General features: G+C 36.9%; 12 protein-coding genes and 3 pseudogenes. 5 read left to right on the top strand and 10 right to left on the bottom strand.

Annotated elements, in window-relative coordinates; genetic code table 11:
- Positions 1–6: 6 nt before the first annotated feature.
- The 3 genes and pseudogenes from STRIC_RS11350 to miaA form a co-directional block, all read right to left on the bottom strand.
- Positions 7–642 (bottom strand): hypothetical protein, encoded by a 636-nt coding sequence (locus STRIC_RS11350; RefSeq protein ID WP_008090562.1) that lies wholly within the window; start codon positions 640–642, stop codon positions 7–9.
- Positions 635–1,873: pseudogene (gene hflX / locus STRIC_RS11345) on the bottom strand (GTPase HflX). Before hflX ends, STRIC_RS11350 begins: the two are co-directional and overlap by 8 nt.
- A 65-nt stretch (positions 1,874–1,938) precedes the next feature.
- Positions 1,939–2,835, bottom strand: a complete 897-nt coding sequence (gene miaA / locus STRIC_RS11340; RefSeq protein WP_008090513.1) for a tRNA (adenosine(37)-N6)-dimethylallyltransferase MiaA — start codon at positions 2,833–2,835, stop codon at positions 1,939–1,941.
- Positions 2,836–2,968: 133 nt separating this feature from the next.
- Between miaA and STRIC_RS12025 the strand changes: the two genes are divergently transcribed.
- Entirely contained in the window at positions 2,969–3,145 is a 177-nt protein-coding gene (locus STRIC_RS12025) for a DUF3042 family protein (protein ID WP_008090531.1), read from the top strand.
- A 30-nt stretch (positions 3,146–3,175) separates the two neighbouring features.
- On the opposite strand, the pseudogene STRIC_RS11335 reads toward STRIC_RS12025, so the two are convergent.
- From STRIC_RS11335 to trhO, 3 genes and pseudogenes are all read right to left on the bottom strand, one after another.
- A pseudogene (locus STRIC_RS11335) lies at positions 3,176–4,125 on the bottom strand (TDT family transporter).
- A gap of 110 nt (positions 4,126–4,235) precedes the next feature.
- Positions 4,236–4,847: a glutathione S-transferase family protein gene (locus STRIC_RS11330; RefSeq protein WP_008090753.1), complete on the bottom strand. Its 612-nt coding sequence runs from the start codon at positions 4,845–4,847 to the stop codon at positions 4,236–4,238.
- A gap of 128 nt (positions 4,848–4,975) precedes the next feature.
- The gene (trhO, locus tag STRIC_RS11325) at positions 4,976–5,962 is read right to left on the bottom strand and encodes an oxygen-dependent tRNA uridine(34) hydroxylase TrhO (protein WP_008090768.1); all 987 of its coding nucleotides are present in this window, start codon (positions 5,960–5,962) and stop codon (positions 4,976–4,978) included.
- A 181-nt stretch (positions 5,963–6,143) separates the two neighbouring features.
- On the opposite strand from trhO, the gene STRIC_RS11320 reads away from it, so the two are divergent.
- Positions 6,144–6,449 (top strand): hypothetical protein, encoded by a 306-nt coding sequence (locus STRIC_RS11320; protein WP_008090666.1) that lies wholly within the window; start codon positions 6,144–6,146, stop codon positions 6,447–6,449.
- A gap of 72 nt (positions 6,450–6,521) precedes the next feature.
- Here the strand turns inward: STRIC_RS11320 and glgP are convergent, their stop codons facing one another.
- The 4 genes and pseudogenes from glgP to STRIC_RS11300 all read right to left on the bottom strand — a co-directional run bounded on the left by glgP (position 6,522) and on the right by STRIC_RS11300 (position 12,684).
- Positions 6,522–8,786 carry a glycogen/starch/alpha-glucan family phosphorylase gene (gene glgP / locus STRIC_RS11315; protein ID WP_008090817.1) on the bottom strand — a complete coding sequence of 755 codons (2,265 nt, stop codon included), beginning with the start codon at positions 8,784–8,786 and terminating at the stop codon, positions 6,522–6,524.
- Positions 8,787–8,820: 34 nt separating this feature from the next.
- Complete coding sequence (malQ, locus tag STRIC_RS11310; protein ID WP_268741227.1) at positions 8,821–10,332, bottom strand: 4-alpha-glucanotransferase; 1,512 nt, start codon at positions 10,330–10,332, stop codon at positions 8,821–8,823.
- A gap of 97 nt (positions 10,333–10,429) precedes the next feature.
- Positions 10,430–11,449 (bottom strand): LacI family DNA-binding transcriptional regulator, encoded by a 1,020-nt coding sequence (locus STRIC_RS11305; RefSeq protein ID WP_008090467.1) that lies wholly within the window; start codon positions 11,447–11,449, stop codon positions 10,430–10,432.
- Between the two features lie 211 nt (positions 11,450–11,660).
- Positions 11,661–12,684, bottom strand: a pseudogene (locus STRIC_RS11300) (IS30 family transposase).
- A 189-nt stretch (positions 12,685–12,873) separates the two neighbouring features.
- Here STRIC_RS11300 and STRIC_RS11295 point away from each other — a divergent pair.
- From STRIC_RS11295 to STRIC_RS11285, 3 genes are all read left to right on the top strand, one after another.
- A complete protein-coding gene (locus tag STRIC_RS11295) occupies positions 12,874–14,127 on the top strand; it encodes an extracellular solute-binding protein (protein ID WP_008090832.1) in 1,254 nt (417 codons plus the stop codon).
- Positions 14,128–14,390: 263 nt separating this feature from the next.
- Positions 14,391–15,752: a carbohydrate ABC transporter permease gene (locus tag STRIC_RS11290; RefSeq protein ID WP_008090469.1), complete on the top strand. Its 1,362-nt coding sequence runs from the start codon at positions 14,391–14,393 to the stop codon at positions 15,750–15,752.
- Positions 15,752–16,588, top strand: a complete 837-nt coding sequence (locus STRIC_RS11285) for a sugar ABC transporter permease (protein ID WP_008090522.1) — start codon at positions 15,752–15,754, stop codon at positions 16,586–16,588. Before STRIC_RS11290 ends, STRIC_RS11285 begins: the two co-directional genes overlap by 1 nt.
- Positions 16,589–16,735 lie beyond the last annotated feature (147 nt).

The following is a 16,735-nucleotide window of genomic DNA, read 5'->3' as shown; positions in this document are numbered from 1 at the left end:
TTCTTTCTAATTGCTAATATAAATTCTAAATTCTCTTTGTGAAAAGGCATAATACTTTTGCTCAGAAAATGATTGACTCAACTCTATTAATTCCTCGCTATTAAAGCCTTGTAAGAGTAATGTCCCGTCTTTTAGACGGTATAAATGGCTTAACATCCAATCGTCTGGAGTGATGTCTTCTTTAGCCTCTTCACTAAAAAAGGAATGTTTCATTTTAATGACTTGATTCTCTTCATATATCACATAATGTGGAAAAATCTGAGCTAATTCAAAAGCAATTTGATCAAGCTCTGCATAATCCTCTTCCGCAAAGATGATAGCGACTTGATTGTCATTTTCATAGGCAAAACCATAAGATTTTCCAAATAAGTTTAAACGAACAAAAGGTTTTTCTTCTAAAAAACTAGGAGCTGTCTGAAACAAGTCTAAAGCTTTAGATAAGTCAAAATAGTAGTCTGTCGCTGCTTGAAGGCTTTGCTTTTGATAGATTTCTGCAAAATAAGCATTAATAACACTTGGCGGAGGGGTAATAAAGGCTAATTTTTCACTGTCGGAAAGCCCATCTAAGCGTCTTTCTAAATAATGTTTATCTAAGCTTGTAAAACCTCCATAGGTTTTTGCTAGTTCAATGTAATCACTCATAAAATTCTTCAAGTCTCCATCTATTTTTAGGGGAAATATAACCCGAAATCTCTTCTATTTCAATATCAAACGAGTAGCTATCTAAGAGAGCAACCTTATTTAAGTCATAAAGTTTGTAAGCTTTGTCTTGATGAACCTTGATTGAAAAAGGATCAAAAAGATCACGAATCTGGTCTATCAATAAACGACGCAATTGATGAGAAATCCCTTTTTCACGCGCTGATAGTCTCACATTAGGAAAGACAGTTGCTGTTAGGGAATCCGTCATATCCATCTTATTGTAAATCGCCAATCGAGGAATCTCTAGCATCTCTAAATCTTTTAGAAGATCGAGAACTACTTTTTCTTGTTCTGCATGGTTAGGATCACTGGCATCAATGACATGTAAGAGTAAATCCACATGACGACTTTCTTCAAGGGTCGATTTAAAAGCCGCCACTAATTCAGTTGGTAGGTCCTGAATAAAACCTACTGTGTCAGTCAAAGTGGCTTGAAATTGATTTTGCAGATACAGTTGCTTTGTAGTAGCATCTAAAGTAGCAAACAATTCATTGGCTTCATACTGTTTGTTATCTGTCAAAAGATTCATAATAGTTGATTTACCAGCATTAGTATAACCAATCAATCCTATTTTAAAGGTATCTGAGGAAACACGACGATCCCTTATCGTCTGACGGTTCTTCTCTACTAACCCTAATTGACGTTCGATATCTGCAATCTGATGACGAATAGAGCGTCGGTTCAATTCCAACTGACTTTCCCCTGGTCCTCGGCTACCAATACCACCTGCCTGACGGCTTAGCATAATCCCTTGTCCAACTAATCGAGGAAGCATGTATTTCAATTGTGCTAAATGAACCTGCAATTTCCCTTCATGACTTCTAGCTCTCATGGCAAAAATATCTAGAATTAATTGCATGCGATCAATCACTTTGACCTCTAAAGCAGCTTCTAAATTAGCATTTTGTCTAGCAGTCAACCGATTATTGACAATAACCGTATCAATCTCATTAGCATCCACAATTTCTTTTATTTCCGCTAATTTTCCAGACCCAATAAACGTCTTACTATCATAACGTTCTCTTTTTTGAGTATAGCTATCGACTACCTGTGCACCAGCTGTTTTGGCAAGATTGGCCAACTCTGTCATTGACATGTTAAAATGCTCACTGGTCTATAGAGCCACTCCTAGCAGAATGACTTTCTCCTGACTTGCCTGTGTTTCAATCATAAAGCGATCCAATCCTTCCAAATGTCGTAATCTTTATTATAGCATATTTTTAGCTTGGACTTTGTCTAGCCATCTGTTTTCTTCAAAAAAGAAGAGACTTTATTTATCACACTTTGTGGAAAATCTGATTCTGTGATGGTTACAAAATCAACCGTCATTCTATTGCGGAACCAAGTTAATTGGCGCTTAGCAAAACGACGTGTGTTGCGCTTTATCAGCTCGCTAGCCTCTTCTAAGCTTGCCTCTCCCTTAAAACATGGAAAAAGCTCTTTATAACCAATGCCACGACTGGCCTGCGCTTGAGGATGGTTATCAAAAAGCCATCTAGCCTCTTCTAACAACCCCATCTCTAGCATCTTGTCCACACGCTGATTAATGCGTTGGTAAATGGCATCTCTGTCATCGGTAAGTCCGATAATCAAGGCTTGATAAGGAGCTGCCTGATTTTCCAAATCTTGACCAAAGCGTTCCAATTCCAAAGCACGAATAGCTCTTCTGCGATTACACTCAGGAATTGTAAGCCCCTTTTCTTTCAGCAAATCAAATAGCAATTGATCCGAATGTCTTTCTAACTCCTGACGATAAGATAACAGTTGTTCTTGATCTACTTGGCCACCTAAATGGTAACCCTCTAATAAGCTTTGCAAATAAAGCCCAGTCCCCCCAACAATAATGGGAAGCTTACCACGACTACTCATATCTGCTATACTAGCCTTTGCTTCGTTGACAAAATCATAAGCAGAATAAGTCTCTGAAACATCTCTAACATCAATCAGATGGTGTCTAGCTTTTGCTTGTTCTTCTTGGGTTGCTTTTGCTGTACCAATATCAAGGTTTCGATAAACTTGCTGGCTATCTCCTGATATAATCTCTCCATTAAATAATTGAGCCAGCTCAATGCCAAGAGCTGTTTTTCCAATAGCTGTTGGTCCAACGATAACAATAATTTTTTCTTTGGTCATCCTTTATACTTTCTATATCAAAAAAGGCTAAACAACCCCTTTTGCTTGAAATTTATCACTTTTTTCGCTACCATATATTATAACATAAGATTTGAGGACAACTGGTGTCCGCAGATAGAAATGGAGAATTATTATGATTAAGAAATATGCATTCGTTAAAGGCCTTGCTACTGGTGTTTTAGCTACTGCTGCTACTGTTGCTGGTGCCGTTTTTGCGGTTAAAAAGACTATCATTGATCCTGAAGAAGAAAAAGCAGCATTTGTTGAAGAAAATCGTAGAAAAGCAGCTCGTCGCCGTGTTGCTCGTTAATAACAGAAACGTTAAACTTAAAAACCAAGCCTAAGGCTTGGTTTTTTTAAATAATACCAACTCTATGTCCTTACCAGCTAAAAAATAGACGTACCATATCAGGACATAGGATACTAGGGCAAAAGAAAGGATAATTTCAAAAGCAACTATAAGGTTCCAGATACCTGTTATTCCCAAAAAAGACAGAGACTTTTTAAAGGAAATAGCACTAATAACAAAAGGAAAGGTAAAAGCAGCAAATCCTGGGTTGAATGGACGATTAATCAAACGCGGTAATTGCACCAAAACAAAGGCATACAATGCTTGCGAACCAAGTAATAATGCTAGAACCATAAGCTTATTAGGTGTTTCAAAGGTAGATAAATAGGCTACCGACAATAAAGACAAGGGAGCACAGAATGTGGAGATATTAGACATAACAGAGTCAACTAGACCGATTCGATATGTTTTTATAGACATAATTGGTAAAATGATAAAAGTTAGTATCAAACAAATCCCAAAAATGCCTTGTCCCAATTTGAACTCTTGGCTGGCAGGAGCTGTTAAAGCTGCCATAGCAATACCAACAAACAAGACTGACCAAGATGGAAAAACCCTTGTCCATGAGAAAGGAAAAACAAACTGACCAATATAATAGCAAATAAGATAGAGATTTCCAAAAAAGAAAAGCCACCATAAGCTTTTTCCAATGATAAAAAGTGATGCTTCTGTGATTAACAATGACGAAAAGAGCATTCCTGCCATAAAAAAGTCGGAAAGACTGAAGCAAAGACTGAAGCAATCAGTGGATTTTGTAAGTCAGTCATGACCTTTTTAGGGGCTCTTAACATACCTTTTAATAGTAACAAATATAATAAAAAAGCGATTAACACAAAGAGTAAGCCTAAAGGCTGAAAATAGGGTCTTAAAAAATTACCTAACGATAAGGTGCCTAATACCAGACCAGACATCACTAATGGAGGGGTTTGAGAACGTTTCATACCTATTCCTTTATTAATTCTTAGATACCTTTTATTTTAGCATAAATAGGGTACTGATTATAGGCATATTCTTGATAACATAAAAATAAGTGGAGAAAAAATTCCTCCACTTATTCAGCTGATGCTTTAATCACTTTTGCCACCGTTTTATCGGCTTGCATTGCAGCCATAAAACGAGCAATATTTGGATAATCTTGATAAGATTTAGGAGTTTTGTCCGCCCACAATGCCATTACGTAAGCGTAAGCATCTGCTACTGTGCGCTTATTGTGGTAGACATGTTGATGGCTTCCAATAATCTTATCCAAATGTGTCATGGCAATATCAACCCTCTTATATGCCGCTTCCAATACTCGATCCAATTCTTCTTTTGATTGAGAAGTTGTGTAACGTTTTGGGAAGAAGATTGGCCAAAAAGCAGGGTTAAAATCTCCTGTTAGAAAATCCATGATTTCATTAAAAGTGAATTCTTCTAAAAGAGAATCATCACAAGCTAAATCAGCCTGTGGGAATTTTTTTGCAATAAAATTTAAGATAGCTCCAGCTTGGGTTAATATCTGCCCATCTTCTAACTCAAGGGCAGGTACCATACCTAAAGGATTAATTGCAAGATATTCCTTAGAACCTAAAGTAACTTTTTCCACTTCATAGTCAGCATTAGCCCACTCCAAAGAAATCCAACAAGCTAAGGCACATGTGCCCGGTGCATAATAAAGTTTCATATTAAAACCTCCTTATTTGTCTTAAGTATAGCACAAATGATAGCCCTTTCAAAAAGATAACTTCTTTTAAAAACTGACTCTAGCATCAAAAAAGAAGCTGACTTTTAAAGTCCAACTTCTTTTTAGCATTAAGCTCCAACAACTTGAGGTAAGGTTTCTCCAATGGCTGCTAAACGCTCTGCCCATTCCTCACGACTCAAGCCATTTTCAGAAACGTATCGGTTACGCTCATGAGCACGACATTCTGGCGAACAACCACGAACATACTTAGCTTCGTTTTCTTCACTGGCAAAAATTTGTTTGTTACAAAATGGGTTAGCACAATTAACATAGCGTTCACAAGGCGTGTTATCGAAATGATTACGACCAATTACTGTTGGCTCTATATGATTAATCGGAACTGAGATACGCTCATCAAAAACGTACATCGCACCATCCCAAAGTTCACCTTGAACCTCCGGATCTTTTCCATAGGTGGCAATACCACCATGAAGCTGACCAACATCTTTAAAGCCTTCACGAACCATCCAACCAGAGAATTTTTCGCATCGAACCCCACCAGTACAATAAACCACGACACGTTTTTCCATAAATTTGTCCTTGTTATCACGGACCCATTGTGGTAATTCACGGAAGTTACGAATATCAGGTCTGATGGCACCTCGGAAATGGCCTAAGTCATACTCATAGTCATTACGAGTATCAAGAACAACCGTATCTTCATCTAAAAGCGCTTCTTTAAATTGTTTTGGATTCAAATACTCTCCAGTAATCTCCAAAGGATTAATGTCACTATCAAAGTTATCATCTTCAAGGCCAAGATGAACGATCTCTTTTTTATAGCGAACAAACATTTTCTTAAAGGCTTCTTGATTTTCTTCATCAATTTTAAACCATAGGTCAGCAAAACGTTCATCACTGTGAACCCAATCCATGTATTTTTGAGTGGTTTCATAGTCTCCAGAAACAGTACCATTGATTCCTTCATCAGCAATCAGAATTCTGCCTTTTAGACCAATTGATTTACAAAAAGCAAGGTGTTTTGCGGCATATTCTTTGGCATTTTCAATGGGAACATATTTATAGTAGAGTAATACTCTTATTTTGTCAGACATAATTTCTCCTCATAATATCATCTTATCTTTCTATTATGCCTTAGACAAGGCATCCTCGCAAAAAATCAGCTTGCTCACCTTTTCACAATTCTTTACTTTTCTTAAAATGCCAAACTTCCCAATCCCTCAAGACCTCTTTTATGACCTCTTGTGATAAAATAATAAAGAAAAGGAGATAGTTATGACTTACGAATTATGTTTAGAATACGGAACCTATCCTCTCACTTTAGCAGATGCCCAATTTCTTGATGAAAGAGGTATTCCTGACTTTATCAAAGAAGATCAAGTCCTCTTGAATAAACTAGAGGTCATGAACAAATTCTTTCATGAACTTTTTTTAACCATAGAGTGTCAATTTCATTATGTGGGTTTTGATTTTCCTGAGAAAAGACAAGCCATCAAAGTCCTCTATGATGAGGTCAGTCAGCTCTTAACTGAAAAATATCCTCAAATGGATATTCACATCGAACCCTTTCTCTTAGCTTAAAAATCCCTCTAAGAAGATAAATTATTTTTAAGATAAACTAAACAAAAAAAGCGGAAAATCCGCTTTTTTTGTTTAGTTTGAATGCCAAATATCTTGATTGTACTGTTCAATAGTACGGTCAGATGAGAAGAAACCAGCTGTTGCGATATTATGCACAACTTTTGTCATCCATAAATCTTGGTCTTCATAATCAGCCAACATTTTTTCTTTAACAGCAATGTATTCTTCAAGGTCAATTAAGGTCATGAACCAGTCTTTTGAAATTAATTCTTTGTAAAGGCGATCCAAACGCTCTTCGTTACCCATTTCAAGCAAGGTTGGGCTGATGATAAAGTTAACAGCAGCTTTGATTGCTGGGTGGTTATCATAATAATCTTTAGACACATAAGAAGCTGTTGCGTAAAGATCAATAATCGTATCAGAATCTTTACCAAAGGTATAGATATTATCCATGCCTGCTAATTCTGCAATCTCAACGTTAGCACCATCCATTGTTCCAAGGGTAAGAGCTCCATTCAACATGAATTTCATGTTACCTGTTCCAGAAGCTTCTTTAGAAGCTAATGAAATCTGTTCTGAAATATCAGTGGCAGGGATGAGATGTTCTGCTACTGTGACATTGTAGTTTTCTACCAAATGAACATTTAAATAAGGGCTCACTTCTGGATCATTGTTGATTAATTCTGATAAGCAAAGAATTAAGTGAATGATATCTTGAGCAATGATATAAGCTGGCGCAGCTTTACCACCAAAGATAACCGTGATTTTACGTTTTGGAAGGTTACCTTTTTTGATTTCAAGATACTTGTGAATGACATAAAGGGCATTCATTTGTTGACGTTTGTATTCATGGAAACGCTTGATTTGTGTATCAATAATTGAATTTTCGTCAAGCTCAATGCCTTTGTTATCTTTCAAATAACGTTTCATGGCTAATTTGTTTTCTTGCTTAATAGCAGCTAACTTAGCATGAACTTCTTTGTCATCAGCAAAAGCCATTAGTTTTTCAAGCTTAGTCGCATCTGTCAAATAGTCATCGCCGATAAGTTCTTTAATGTAATCAGCAAGTTTTTGGTTAGCAAATTCTAACCAACGACGGAAAGTAATCCCATTGGTTTTATTGTTGAATTTTTCTGGGTAAAGGTCATAGAAGACTTTCAATTCACTGGCTTTTAAAATTTCCGTATGAAGTGCTGCTACCCCATTGACGCTAGTGGCAAAATGGATATCCATATGTGCCATATGCACACGTCCAGTTTCATCAATGATTTGAACCGCTGGATCTTGATGCTCTGAACGCACAAGTGCATCTAATTGTTCAATAATCGTTACTAAATGAGGAACCACTTCATTGAGGTAGTCAAGTGGCCATTTCTCAAGAGCTTCCGCTAAAATGGTGTGATTGGTATAACCAACCATTGCTTTGACAACTGAAACAGCTTGGTCAAAGTCAAAACCATGTTTTTCAGTCAAGAGACGAATTAATTCTGGGATGACCATTGATGGGTGAGTATCATTGATTTGCACGTAGGCATAGTCAGCTAAATCATGCAAGTTTGAACCACGTTCGATAGCTTCATCAATGATTAATTGCGCTGCATTTGACACCATAAAGTACTGTTGGTAAATACGGAGCAATTCCCCATTTTTGTCAGAATCATCTGGATACAAGAAGAGGGTTAGGTTTTTCTTGATTTCAGTTTTATCAAAAGAAATGCCATCTTTGATAAGACCATAATCAACACCTTCAATGTCAAATAAATTCAAATAATTTTTAGTGTCACGTTTGTAACCTAAAACATCAATACGATCCAAACGAGATTTTAAGGTAAAGTTTTTGAAAGGCACATCATATGAAATGTTTGTAGGAACCAACCATGACTGATCTTCAATCCAAAAGTTTGGCTCTGCTTCTTGTTGATTATCTTTAAAGACTTGTTTGAACAATCCACAATGATAGTTTAAACCAACCCCTTCACCGTTAATGCCCAAGCTTGAAATGGAATCAATAAAGCAAGATGCTAAGCGTCCTAAACCACCATTTCCAAGAGATGGTTCTAATTCAACATCTTCAACTTCAGCAATGGATTTACCAGCTGCCGCTAACTCTTCTTTGATATCTTTGTAGATACCAAGGTTAATCAAGTTGTTAGATAATAATTTCCCGATTAAAAACTCTGCTGAAATGTAGTAAACTTTTCGTTTAGCAGCATTTTTGTTTTTGTGAGCAGCTTCTTCTTTAACAAAGTTAAGTAATGACAAGTAAATCTCTTCATTACTTGCATTTGCAAGAGACTTTCCTAATGTCGTTTCAATATAATCTGTAAAGCGTTTCATGTCTTCCTCTTTTCAATAATCTAAAATCTTAATCTTATCTCGCACGATCATAAAGTTCTGTCAAGTGAGTGAGATAATCTTTATGATCCTGGGTAATGTCATCCTCAAGCATACGCCATTTCCAGTTCCCGCCAACTGTGTTTGGCATATTCATACGGCTATCAGCATCTTTGTCCAATAAATCTTGGATACAAAGGATGGCTGTGTCACAAACAGAAGCAAAGATGATTCTAAGCATTGCTTTTGTAACCGGTTCTTGGTCACCTCTGTGGAGGTAATCATCAACAAAGTCAGCTTGTTGATCATTTAAGTTGTCATACCAACCATTAACGACTTCATTGTCATGGGTTCCTGTATAAACCACATTATTGGCGTCATAATGATGCGGTAAATCAAGGCTTTGACTTGTCTCATCATAGAGACCAAATTCCAAGATTTTCATCCCTGGGAAAGCTGTTGCAGCCAATAACTGTCTTGCTTTCTCATCAATATAACCTAGATTTTCTGCCACCACTGGAAGATCACCTAATTGCTTAGCAACTGCTTCAAATAAAGCAAATCCTGGAGCTGGTTGCCAACTACCATTTTTGGAACTCTCATCACCACCAGGAATTTCCCAATAGTCGGAGAAACCTTTAAAATGGTCAATACGAAGCTGGTCATATAATTTGAAACTTTCTTGCATACGGAAAATCCACCAAGCAAATCCTGTTTCTTCATGCTTGTCCCAATTGTAAATTGGATTTCCCCATAGTTGACCGTCATCACTAAAGCCATCTGGCGGACAACCTGCAATAAATAAAGGACGTTTATCTTCGTCTAGTTTGAAAAGTTCTGGCATGGTCCATACTTCAACGCTATCAGCTGATACATAAATTGGCATGTCACCAATAATTTGAATCCCATTTTGATTGGCATAGGCTTTCAAAGCTAGCCACTGGTTAAAGAAGAAATACTGAGTAACTTTATGATATTGGATAACCTCCGCTAAAGAAACTCGGTAAGATGCTAAAACGGCTTGGTCACGACTAATAACTTGTTTGTCATCCCATTCTTGGAGAGCTTTATTATTAAAATGCTCTTTAAATGCCATAAATTCAGCAAAGTCTGCTAACCAAACTACTTGTGATTCAAAATCTGCAAGTTTAGTAAGGTTTTCTTCCTTAGAAAGAAATGCCTTCACAGCCTTTTCAAGTAAAGGACGTCTGCTTTCAAAAACTTGAGCGTAATCAACGGCTTGAGCATCATCACCAAATGAGACACCAGCATAATCACTTTCTTCCAAATAACCATCAGATACTAATAAATCAATATCAATAAAGTGAGTGTTACCTGCAATTACCGAGAACGATTGATATGGTGAGTCTCCAAAACTAGTCATTGACAAAGGTAAAATTTGCCAATAACTTTGTTTGGTTTCCTTTAAAAAATCAACAAAATCAAAGGCGTCTTTACCGAAACTTCCAATACCAAATTTCCCAGGAAGAGAACTGATATGCATCAAGATACCGCTTGCACGTTTTTTCATCTTGTTTCTCCTTGTAATAATTTCATCATAGGGAAATTATAACGCAACCGTTTGCGTAAGTCAACCGATTTTTAGAAAAAAAGTAACATTTTCAAAAAATGCTACTTTTTCTTATTTAGTTATTGATATCTCTCACACTCTCTCGTTTTTTGAGAGTAAAAGGAACAAAAATCTTTTGACTAAGGTGTTGCTCTTTGGTATTGATTATATCAAGAAGTTGCCTAAATGAGGTTCGTCCCAGATTATCCACATTAATATCAAAAGTGGTTAAATAAGGATGAATCAACTTGGCATAGCTGGAGTTATTAAAGGTAATGATGGAAATATCATCAGGAACTTTTATGCCATAAAATGATAACAATTGGATCAGTCTCACCGACAGAACATCACCAATAACAATTAAAGCGGTGGCTTGACTATTCTGAATAGTCTTTATCAGAGTTTCCACATTAATCGGATCTTTTCTATTAAATAATAACATGGGATGATTGTCTAATGAAAGTTTCAAACACCCTTTTAAATAACCAATATAGCGTTCCGAAGCCACTTCCGAAGTCAAATCATCAGTGATAAAAAGCATATTGCGATGTCCCTTTTGATAAAAATGATCTACTGCTGTTTTTGCCATCAGTTGATTGTCATTATCAATATATGTGATTTTATTTTCATCCCCTTCAGGAGCCCCAACAATGACAAATGGAATTTTATTGGTCATAAGGTAGTTACGAACGGGATCTTCTTGATCTGAATAGAGAATGATAAACCCATCGACTCGTTTTTGAAGATGCATGAGTTTAACCTGCTCTAAAAGGTTATCTACCGACATACCCGTTGCTATCGAAACCGTAAAATGATGAGACTTAGCTTCATTAGTTATGGTCGTTAAAACAGCCATAAAAAAAGGCTCGCTTAAACGATCACTAGTAATGATGGGAGGAAAAACTAATCCAATATTATGAGTCAAGCCGCTGGCAAGCATTTGCGCAGCAACATTGGGAACATAGCCTAACTCAGACATTGCTTTACGCACTTTTTCTTTTGTCTTTTGTGAAATCGAATGGTTGTCCTTTAAAACACGACTAACCGTTGATGGATTGACACCTGCTTTTTGTGCCACATCTTTTATTGTTACCATAGAAACCTCATTGTGTATTACCCTTAACAAACTCTCATTTTATTAAGGTTTTTCATGTATTTTGTTTCCATTATACCCTTATCTCTTAAAAAATCAACTAATAGGCTAGCTTTCCATTTTTAACTAAAAAAGAAAGCTTTTTATTTTTAAAAAAAATCGCAAGTTGTCAAGTCAAGTGCAACCAGTTCATAGATAACTAGAGTTCCAGATGTTAAGCTGTTCGGGATAGCTCAAACAGGAATTTTGAGGATTGATATTGAAGAAGTCGTCTTGGGCGCTCATTTGATGGCAGTAATATAATTGTCAAGTTCTTCAGAGGTTAGTGGATTAAGTGAGACTCCTTTAGGGACATATTCTCTGAGGAGGCCATTGAAGTTCTCGTTTTTTCCTCTCTCATGTGAAGAATAGGGATGTGCAAAGTAAACTTCAACAGCTTCTAAGTTTGAGAGTAAACTAAACTCAGAACCATTATCCGCTGTGATGGATGCAATAGGATACTGACTGATGAGATGCGTGACAGCACGGTTAATGGTTTGGGATTGCTTGTCTTCTAGCTTAACTCCTAGTGCATAGCGTGTCTGGCGCTCTACCAAAGTCAACATAACAGCTTCACCTTTGGTTTTCTTGCCGAGAACCAAATCAATCTCCCAATGCCCAAATTCAGAACGATCATTAATATATTCTGGACGTTCTTCGATAGATTTACCTAAAGTCTTCTTATTCGTCTTCATGACTTTCTTAGAACGTTTTCTGATACTAACCATCTTAGGCAAATCGATTGGTTTAATAGCTAATACCCCCTCTTTGATATAACGATAAATCGTTTTGGTAGAGAGGACGACTTCTTCAGGATGGTTCACTTTGTAAGTCTGAACAAAACTATCCACACTATGGAGTACGAATGTTAGCCGTCAAGGCAGATTCTAATTGTTCAATGAACCTAGCGGAGCAGTCATTCAACTTGAGATAAGAACTCTTTTGACGATTGGTTTCATAGACACGTTGCCCACTATCAGCGAAATAGGCGTTGAAGAAGGTTTGTTTTCCATTCTTATCCTTTACCTGTTCTACTGAACCACGTTTTATTTCTCGGCAGATTGTAGAACGGTGACGACCCAAGAGTCGAGTAATCTCAGCGGGTTTCTTTCCCATTTTAAGATAAGCAGCAATTTCACCCGTTCTGTGGCTGAAAGATGAGAATAGGATGATTTTCTGGTAGAATTAATGTTGGACATGTTCATCTGCTTTCCATACTGAATTGGGGAATTCTAGTATATCAGACGAACATGTCTTTTTTGTTGCACTTCATTTTACAACGCGGAGTTTTTTTGAAAAAAATCGAAAATTTTTTAAAAAAAGACTTGACTTATTTTGCAAGCGGTTGCATAATAAGTGTAAGAAATATATCTTAGGAGGAAATAGCTATGAAATCATGGCAGAAAGTTATCGTTGGTGGAGCAAGCTTAACACTTGCAAGTGCCCTTTTAGTAGGTTGTGGATCTGATTCAAAAGATAAAGGTGAAACAGCTGCTGGTTCTGATGCAAAAACCATCAAACTCTGGGTTCCAACTGGAGCTAAAAAATCATACACTGATGTTGTTACTAAGTTTGAAAAAGATTCTGGCTACAAAGTTAAAGTTGTTGAATCAGAAGATCCAAAAGTTCAAGAAAAAATCTTGAAAGATGCTACTACTGCAGCAGATGTGTTCTCACTTCCACACGATAAATTAGGTCAGCTTTCAGAAGCTGGAGTTATCCAAGAAGTTCCTGAAAAATACGTTAAAGAAATTGAAAACGACAACACTGAACAAGCTATCGTTGGTGCTCAATACAAAGGCAAAACTTATGGCTTCCCATTTGGTATTGAATCTCAAGTTCTTTTCTACAACAAATCTAAATTAAGTGCTGAAGATGTTGCATCATATGATGACATTACTTCAAAAGCAACTTTCGGTGGCACTTTCAAACAAGCTAACGCTTATGCTACTGGTCCTTTGTTTATGTCAGTTGGTAACACTTTATTTGGTGAATCTGGTGAAGATGTTGCTGGTACAAACTGGGGTAACGATAAAGGTGTTGCTGTTCTTAAATGGATCGCAGACCAAGCTCAAAACAAAGGCTTCGTTAACTTAGACGCTAACAACGTTATGTCTAAATTCGGTGACGGCTCTGTAGCTTCATTTGAATCAGGCCCATGGGATTACCAAGCAGCTCAAGAAGCTATCGGTAAAGAAAACCTTGGTGTAGCTGCTTATCCAAAAATAACTATCGGTGGCGAAACTGTTCAACAAAAAGCATTCTTTGGTGTCAAACTTTACGCAGTTAACCAAGCTCCTGCTAAAGGTGACACAAAACGTATCGCAGCAAGCTATAAATTAGCTTCATACTTAACAAGTGCTGAAAGCCAAGAAAACCAATTCAAAACTCGTAACATTGTTCCAGCAAACAAAACTGTTCAAGCTTCAGAAGCTGTTCAATCAAACGAACTTGCTAAAACTGTTATTACAATGGGATCTTCATCAGACTACACTGTTGTTATGCCTAAACTTAGCCAAATGAGTACTTTCTGGGCTGAAAGTGCAGCTATCCTTAGCGATACATACAACGGTAAAATCAAAGAAGGTGACTTCCTTGCTAAGCTTCAACAATTCGACAAAGATATTGCAGCAGCTAAATAAGACACCGCATTAAAACATTATCGTAACAAGAACAGGAGTGAGAAACTTCTGGTCAGCTAAAACCAGCCTTCTCAACTTTTTGGGAGTGGAACTGAGCTCCATAAGCTTCATTTGCGGCTTCAGTCCCACTCCTACTTTTTTTTTGATCAGAGTAGCTAAGTGCTACTTAAGTTTTTAAAGTCTTAAAAGTTTATGTAACACTTTGTTATCCACGAAAACAAGTATTTTCTGGATTGTTATGAACCACAAAAAGGAGATTCACTATGACTCAATCAAGCTTGCCACAACAAGTTTCTGTGATTGAAGCCCTCAAAAACGGTGGATTCGATATTAAATTATCCACTCTTATCATGGGATTTGCTAATTTAGCAAACAAACAATTCGTTAAAGGAACACTATTTCTAATCAGTCAAATTGTTTTTCTGATTGCTTTTATCTCACAAGTTATTCCTTCTTTTCTTGGTTTAATCTCTCTGGGAACACAAACTCAAGGGGTAGTGACCAAAAAAATTGATGGTATTGACATACAAGTAACGGTCGATGGCGATAACTCTATGTTGATGCTTATCTTTGGATTAGCTTCCCTTATTTTCTGTCTACTTTTTCTTTACATTTATTGGTGTAATTTAAAGAGTGCTCGTAACCTTTATGTCTTGAAAAAGGAAAAAGCCTCTATTCCAAGTTTTAAAGAAGATGTTTTAACCTTAACCAATGGTCGTTTCCATATGACTTTGATGGCTGTGCCATTAATTGGTGTTCTCTTATTCACCGTATTACCTTTGGTATACATGATTTGTTTAGCCTTCACCAGTTATGACCATAATCATCTCCCTCCTAAATCACTCTTTGATTGGGTAGGCTTTGCAAACTTTGGTAATGTTCTTAGTGGTCGTATGGCAGGCACCTTCTTCCCTGTCTTTTCATGGACACTTATCTGGGCAGTTTTTGCCACAGTGACTAACTTCTTCTTTGGTATTATTTTAGCCCTTTTAATCAATACAAAAGGCTTGAAGCTTAAGAAAATGTGGCGTACCATTTTTGTTATTACCATTGCAGTACCTCAATTTATCTCTTTACTCATTATGCGTAACTTACTTAATGATGAAGGACCACTAAATTCACTACTATCTGCTATTGGTTTAACTAGCCACCCACTTCCATTTTTATCAGATCCACTTTGGGCTAAATTCTCTATTATTATTGTCAATATGTGGATTGGTATTCCATTTACTATGTTAATTGCCACAGGTATTATCATGAACCTACCAAGTGAGCAAATTGAAGCAGCTGAAATTGATGGGGCGAGTAAATTCCAAGTCTTTAAGTCTATTACCTTCCCTCAAATTTTGATGATTATGACACCTAACTTGATTCAACAGTTTATTGGTAATATCAATAACTTCAACGTTATTTACCTCTTAACAGGTGGTGGTCCTACTAACTCACAATACTATCAAGCCGGATCTACTGATTTGCTAGTAACTTGGCTCTATAAACTGACTGTTTCTGCTTCAGACTATAACTTAGCCTCTGTTGTAGGTATCTTAATCTTCGTCGTTTCTGCCGTCTTTAGTCTACTAGCTTATACCCGAACAGCATCATACAAGGAAGGAGTTGTTAAATAATGAAAAATAAACGTCGATTCCAACTTGGCCTTGTCTATGCCACACTAACTATCTTATCCATTATCTGGCTTTTCCCAATTGCTTGGGTGGTACTTACCAGTTTTCGTGGTGAAAGTACAGCCTATGTCAACTACTTCCTTCCAAAAACCTTTACCTTAGAGCACTACATTAAACTCTTTACCAATGAGTCCTTCCCATTTGGTCGTTGGTTTGTCAATACTTTTGTTGTTGCTACTTTTACTTGTATCATTTCAACCTTTATCACGGTTGCTATGGCCTACTCATTAAGCCGTATCAAGTTTAAACATCGTAATGGTTTCTTGAAATTAGCGCTTATCCTAAACATGTTCCCAGGCTTTATGAGTATGATTGCTATCTACTACATTTTAAAAGCTCTAGAATTAACACAAACCTTAACAGCTTTAGTTCTTGTCTATTCAGCAGGGGCTGCACTAGGTTTTTATATCGCTAAAGGCTTCTTTGATACCATTCCTTTTTCACTTGATGAATCTGCAATGATTGATGGTGCTAGTCGAATGGACATCTTCTTCAAGATTACCTTACCGTTATCAAAACCAATCATCGTTTACACGGCTTTAATTGCTTTCATGGGACCTTGGGTTGATTTTATCTTTGCTCAAGTTATCTTGGGAGATGCCACAAGTAAATATACCGTTGCCATTGGTTTGTTCTCTATGCTACAACCAGATACCATTAACGATTGGTTCATGGCCTTTACCGCAGGTTCTGTATTAATTGCTATCCCGATTACCCTTCTCTTTATGTTTATGCAAAAATATTATGTTGAAGGTATCACTGGTGGATCGGTTAAATAATAACCACATAAGCAATACTCTAAAACTAGCTCTTAGCAGCTAGTTTTTTTACTATCATTTTTAACGATAGCCCTCAGAAAGTTTTGCGCAAACGATTGCATATCTCTTTCAAATGGTGTAAAATAAGGGTGAAATGACTAGAAGGAG

This window comes from Streptococcus ictaluri 707-05, from assembly GCF_000188015.2.
GTDB classification, from domain to species: Bacteria; Bacillota; Bacilli; order Lactobacillales; family Streptococcaceae; genus Streptococcus; species Streptococcus ictaluri.
The sequence above is the reverse complement of the archived record's forward strand: the minus strand, read 5'-3'. Positions and strand labels throughout refer to the sequence as shown.

Bases quoted from the DNA above. Each gene is read 5' to 3' on its own strand.
- STRIC_RS11320 (WP_008090666.1), top strand. From the start codon at position 6,144: ATGACTTACGAATTATGTTTAGAATACGGAACCTATCCTCTCACTTTA.
- STRIC_RS12025 (WP_008090531.1), top strand. From the start codon at position 2,969: ATGATTAAGAAATATGCATTCGTTAAAGGCCTTGCTACTGGTGTTTTA.
- STRIC_RS11330 (WP_008090753.1), bottom strand. From the start codon at position 4,847: ATGAAACTTTATTATGCACCGGGCACATGTGCCTTAGCTTGTTGGATT.
- miaA (WP_008090513.1), bottom strand. From the start codon at position 2,835: ATGACCAAAGAAAAAATTATTGTTATCGTTGGACCAACAGCTATTGGA.
- STRIC_RS11305 (WP_008090467.1), bottom strand. From the start codon at position 11,449: ATGGTAACAATAAAAGATGTGGCACAAAAAGCAGGTGTCAATCCATCA.
- STRIC_RS11295 (WP_008090832.1), top strand. From the start codon at position 12,874: ATGAAATCATGGCAGAAAGTTATCGTTGGTGGAGCAAGCTTAACACTT.
- trhO (WP_008090768.1), bottom strand. From the start codon at position 5,962: ATGTCTGACAAAATAAGAGTATTACTCTACTATAAATATGTTCCCATT.
- STRIC_RS11350 (WP_008090562.1), bottom strand. From the start codon at position 642: ATGAGTGATTACATTGAACTAGCAAAAACCTATGGAGGTTTTACAAGC.
- STRIC_RS11285 (WP_008090522.1), top strand. From the start codon at position 15,752: ATGAAAAATAAACGTCGATTCCAACTTGGCCTTGTCTATGCCACACTA.
- glgP (WP_008090817.1), bottom strand. From the start codon at position 8,786: ATGAAACGCTTTACAGATTATATTGAAACGACATTAGGAAAGTCTCTT.
- STRIC_RS11290 (WP_008090469.1), top strand. From the start codon at position 14,391: ATGACTCAATCAAGCTTGCCACAACAAGTTTCTGTGATTGAAGCCCTC.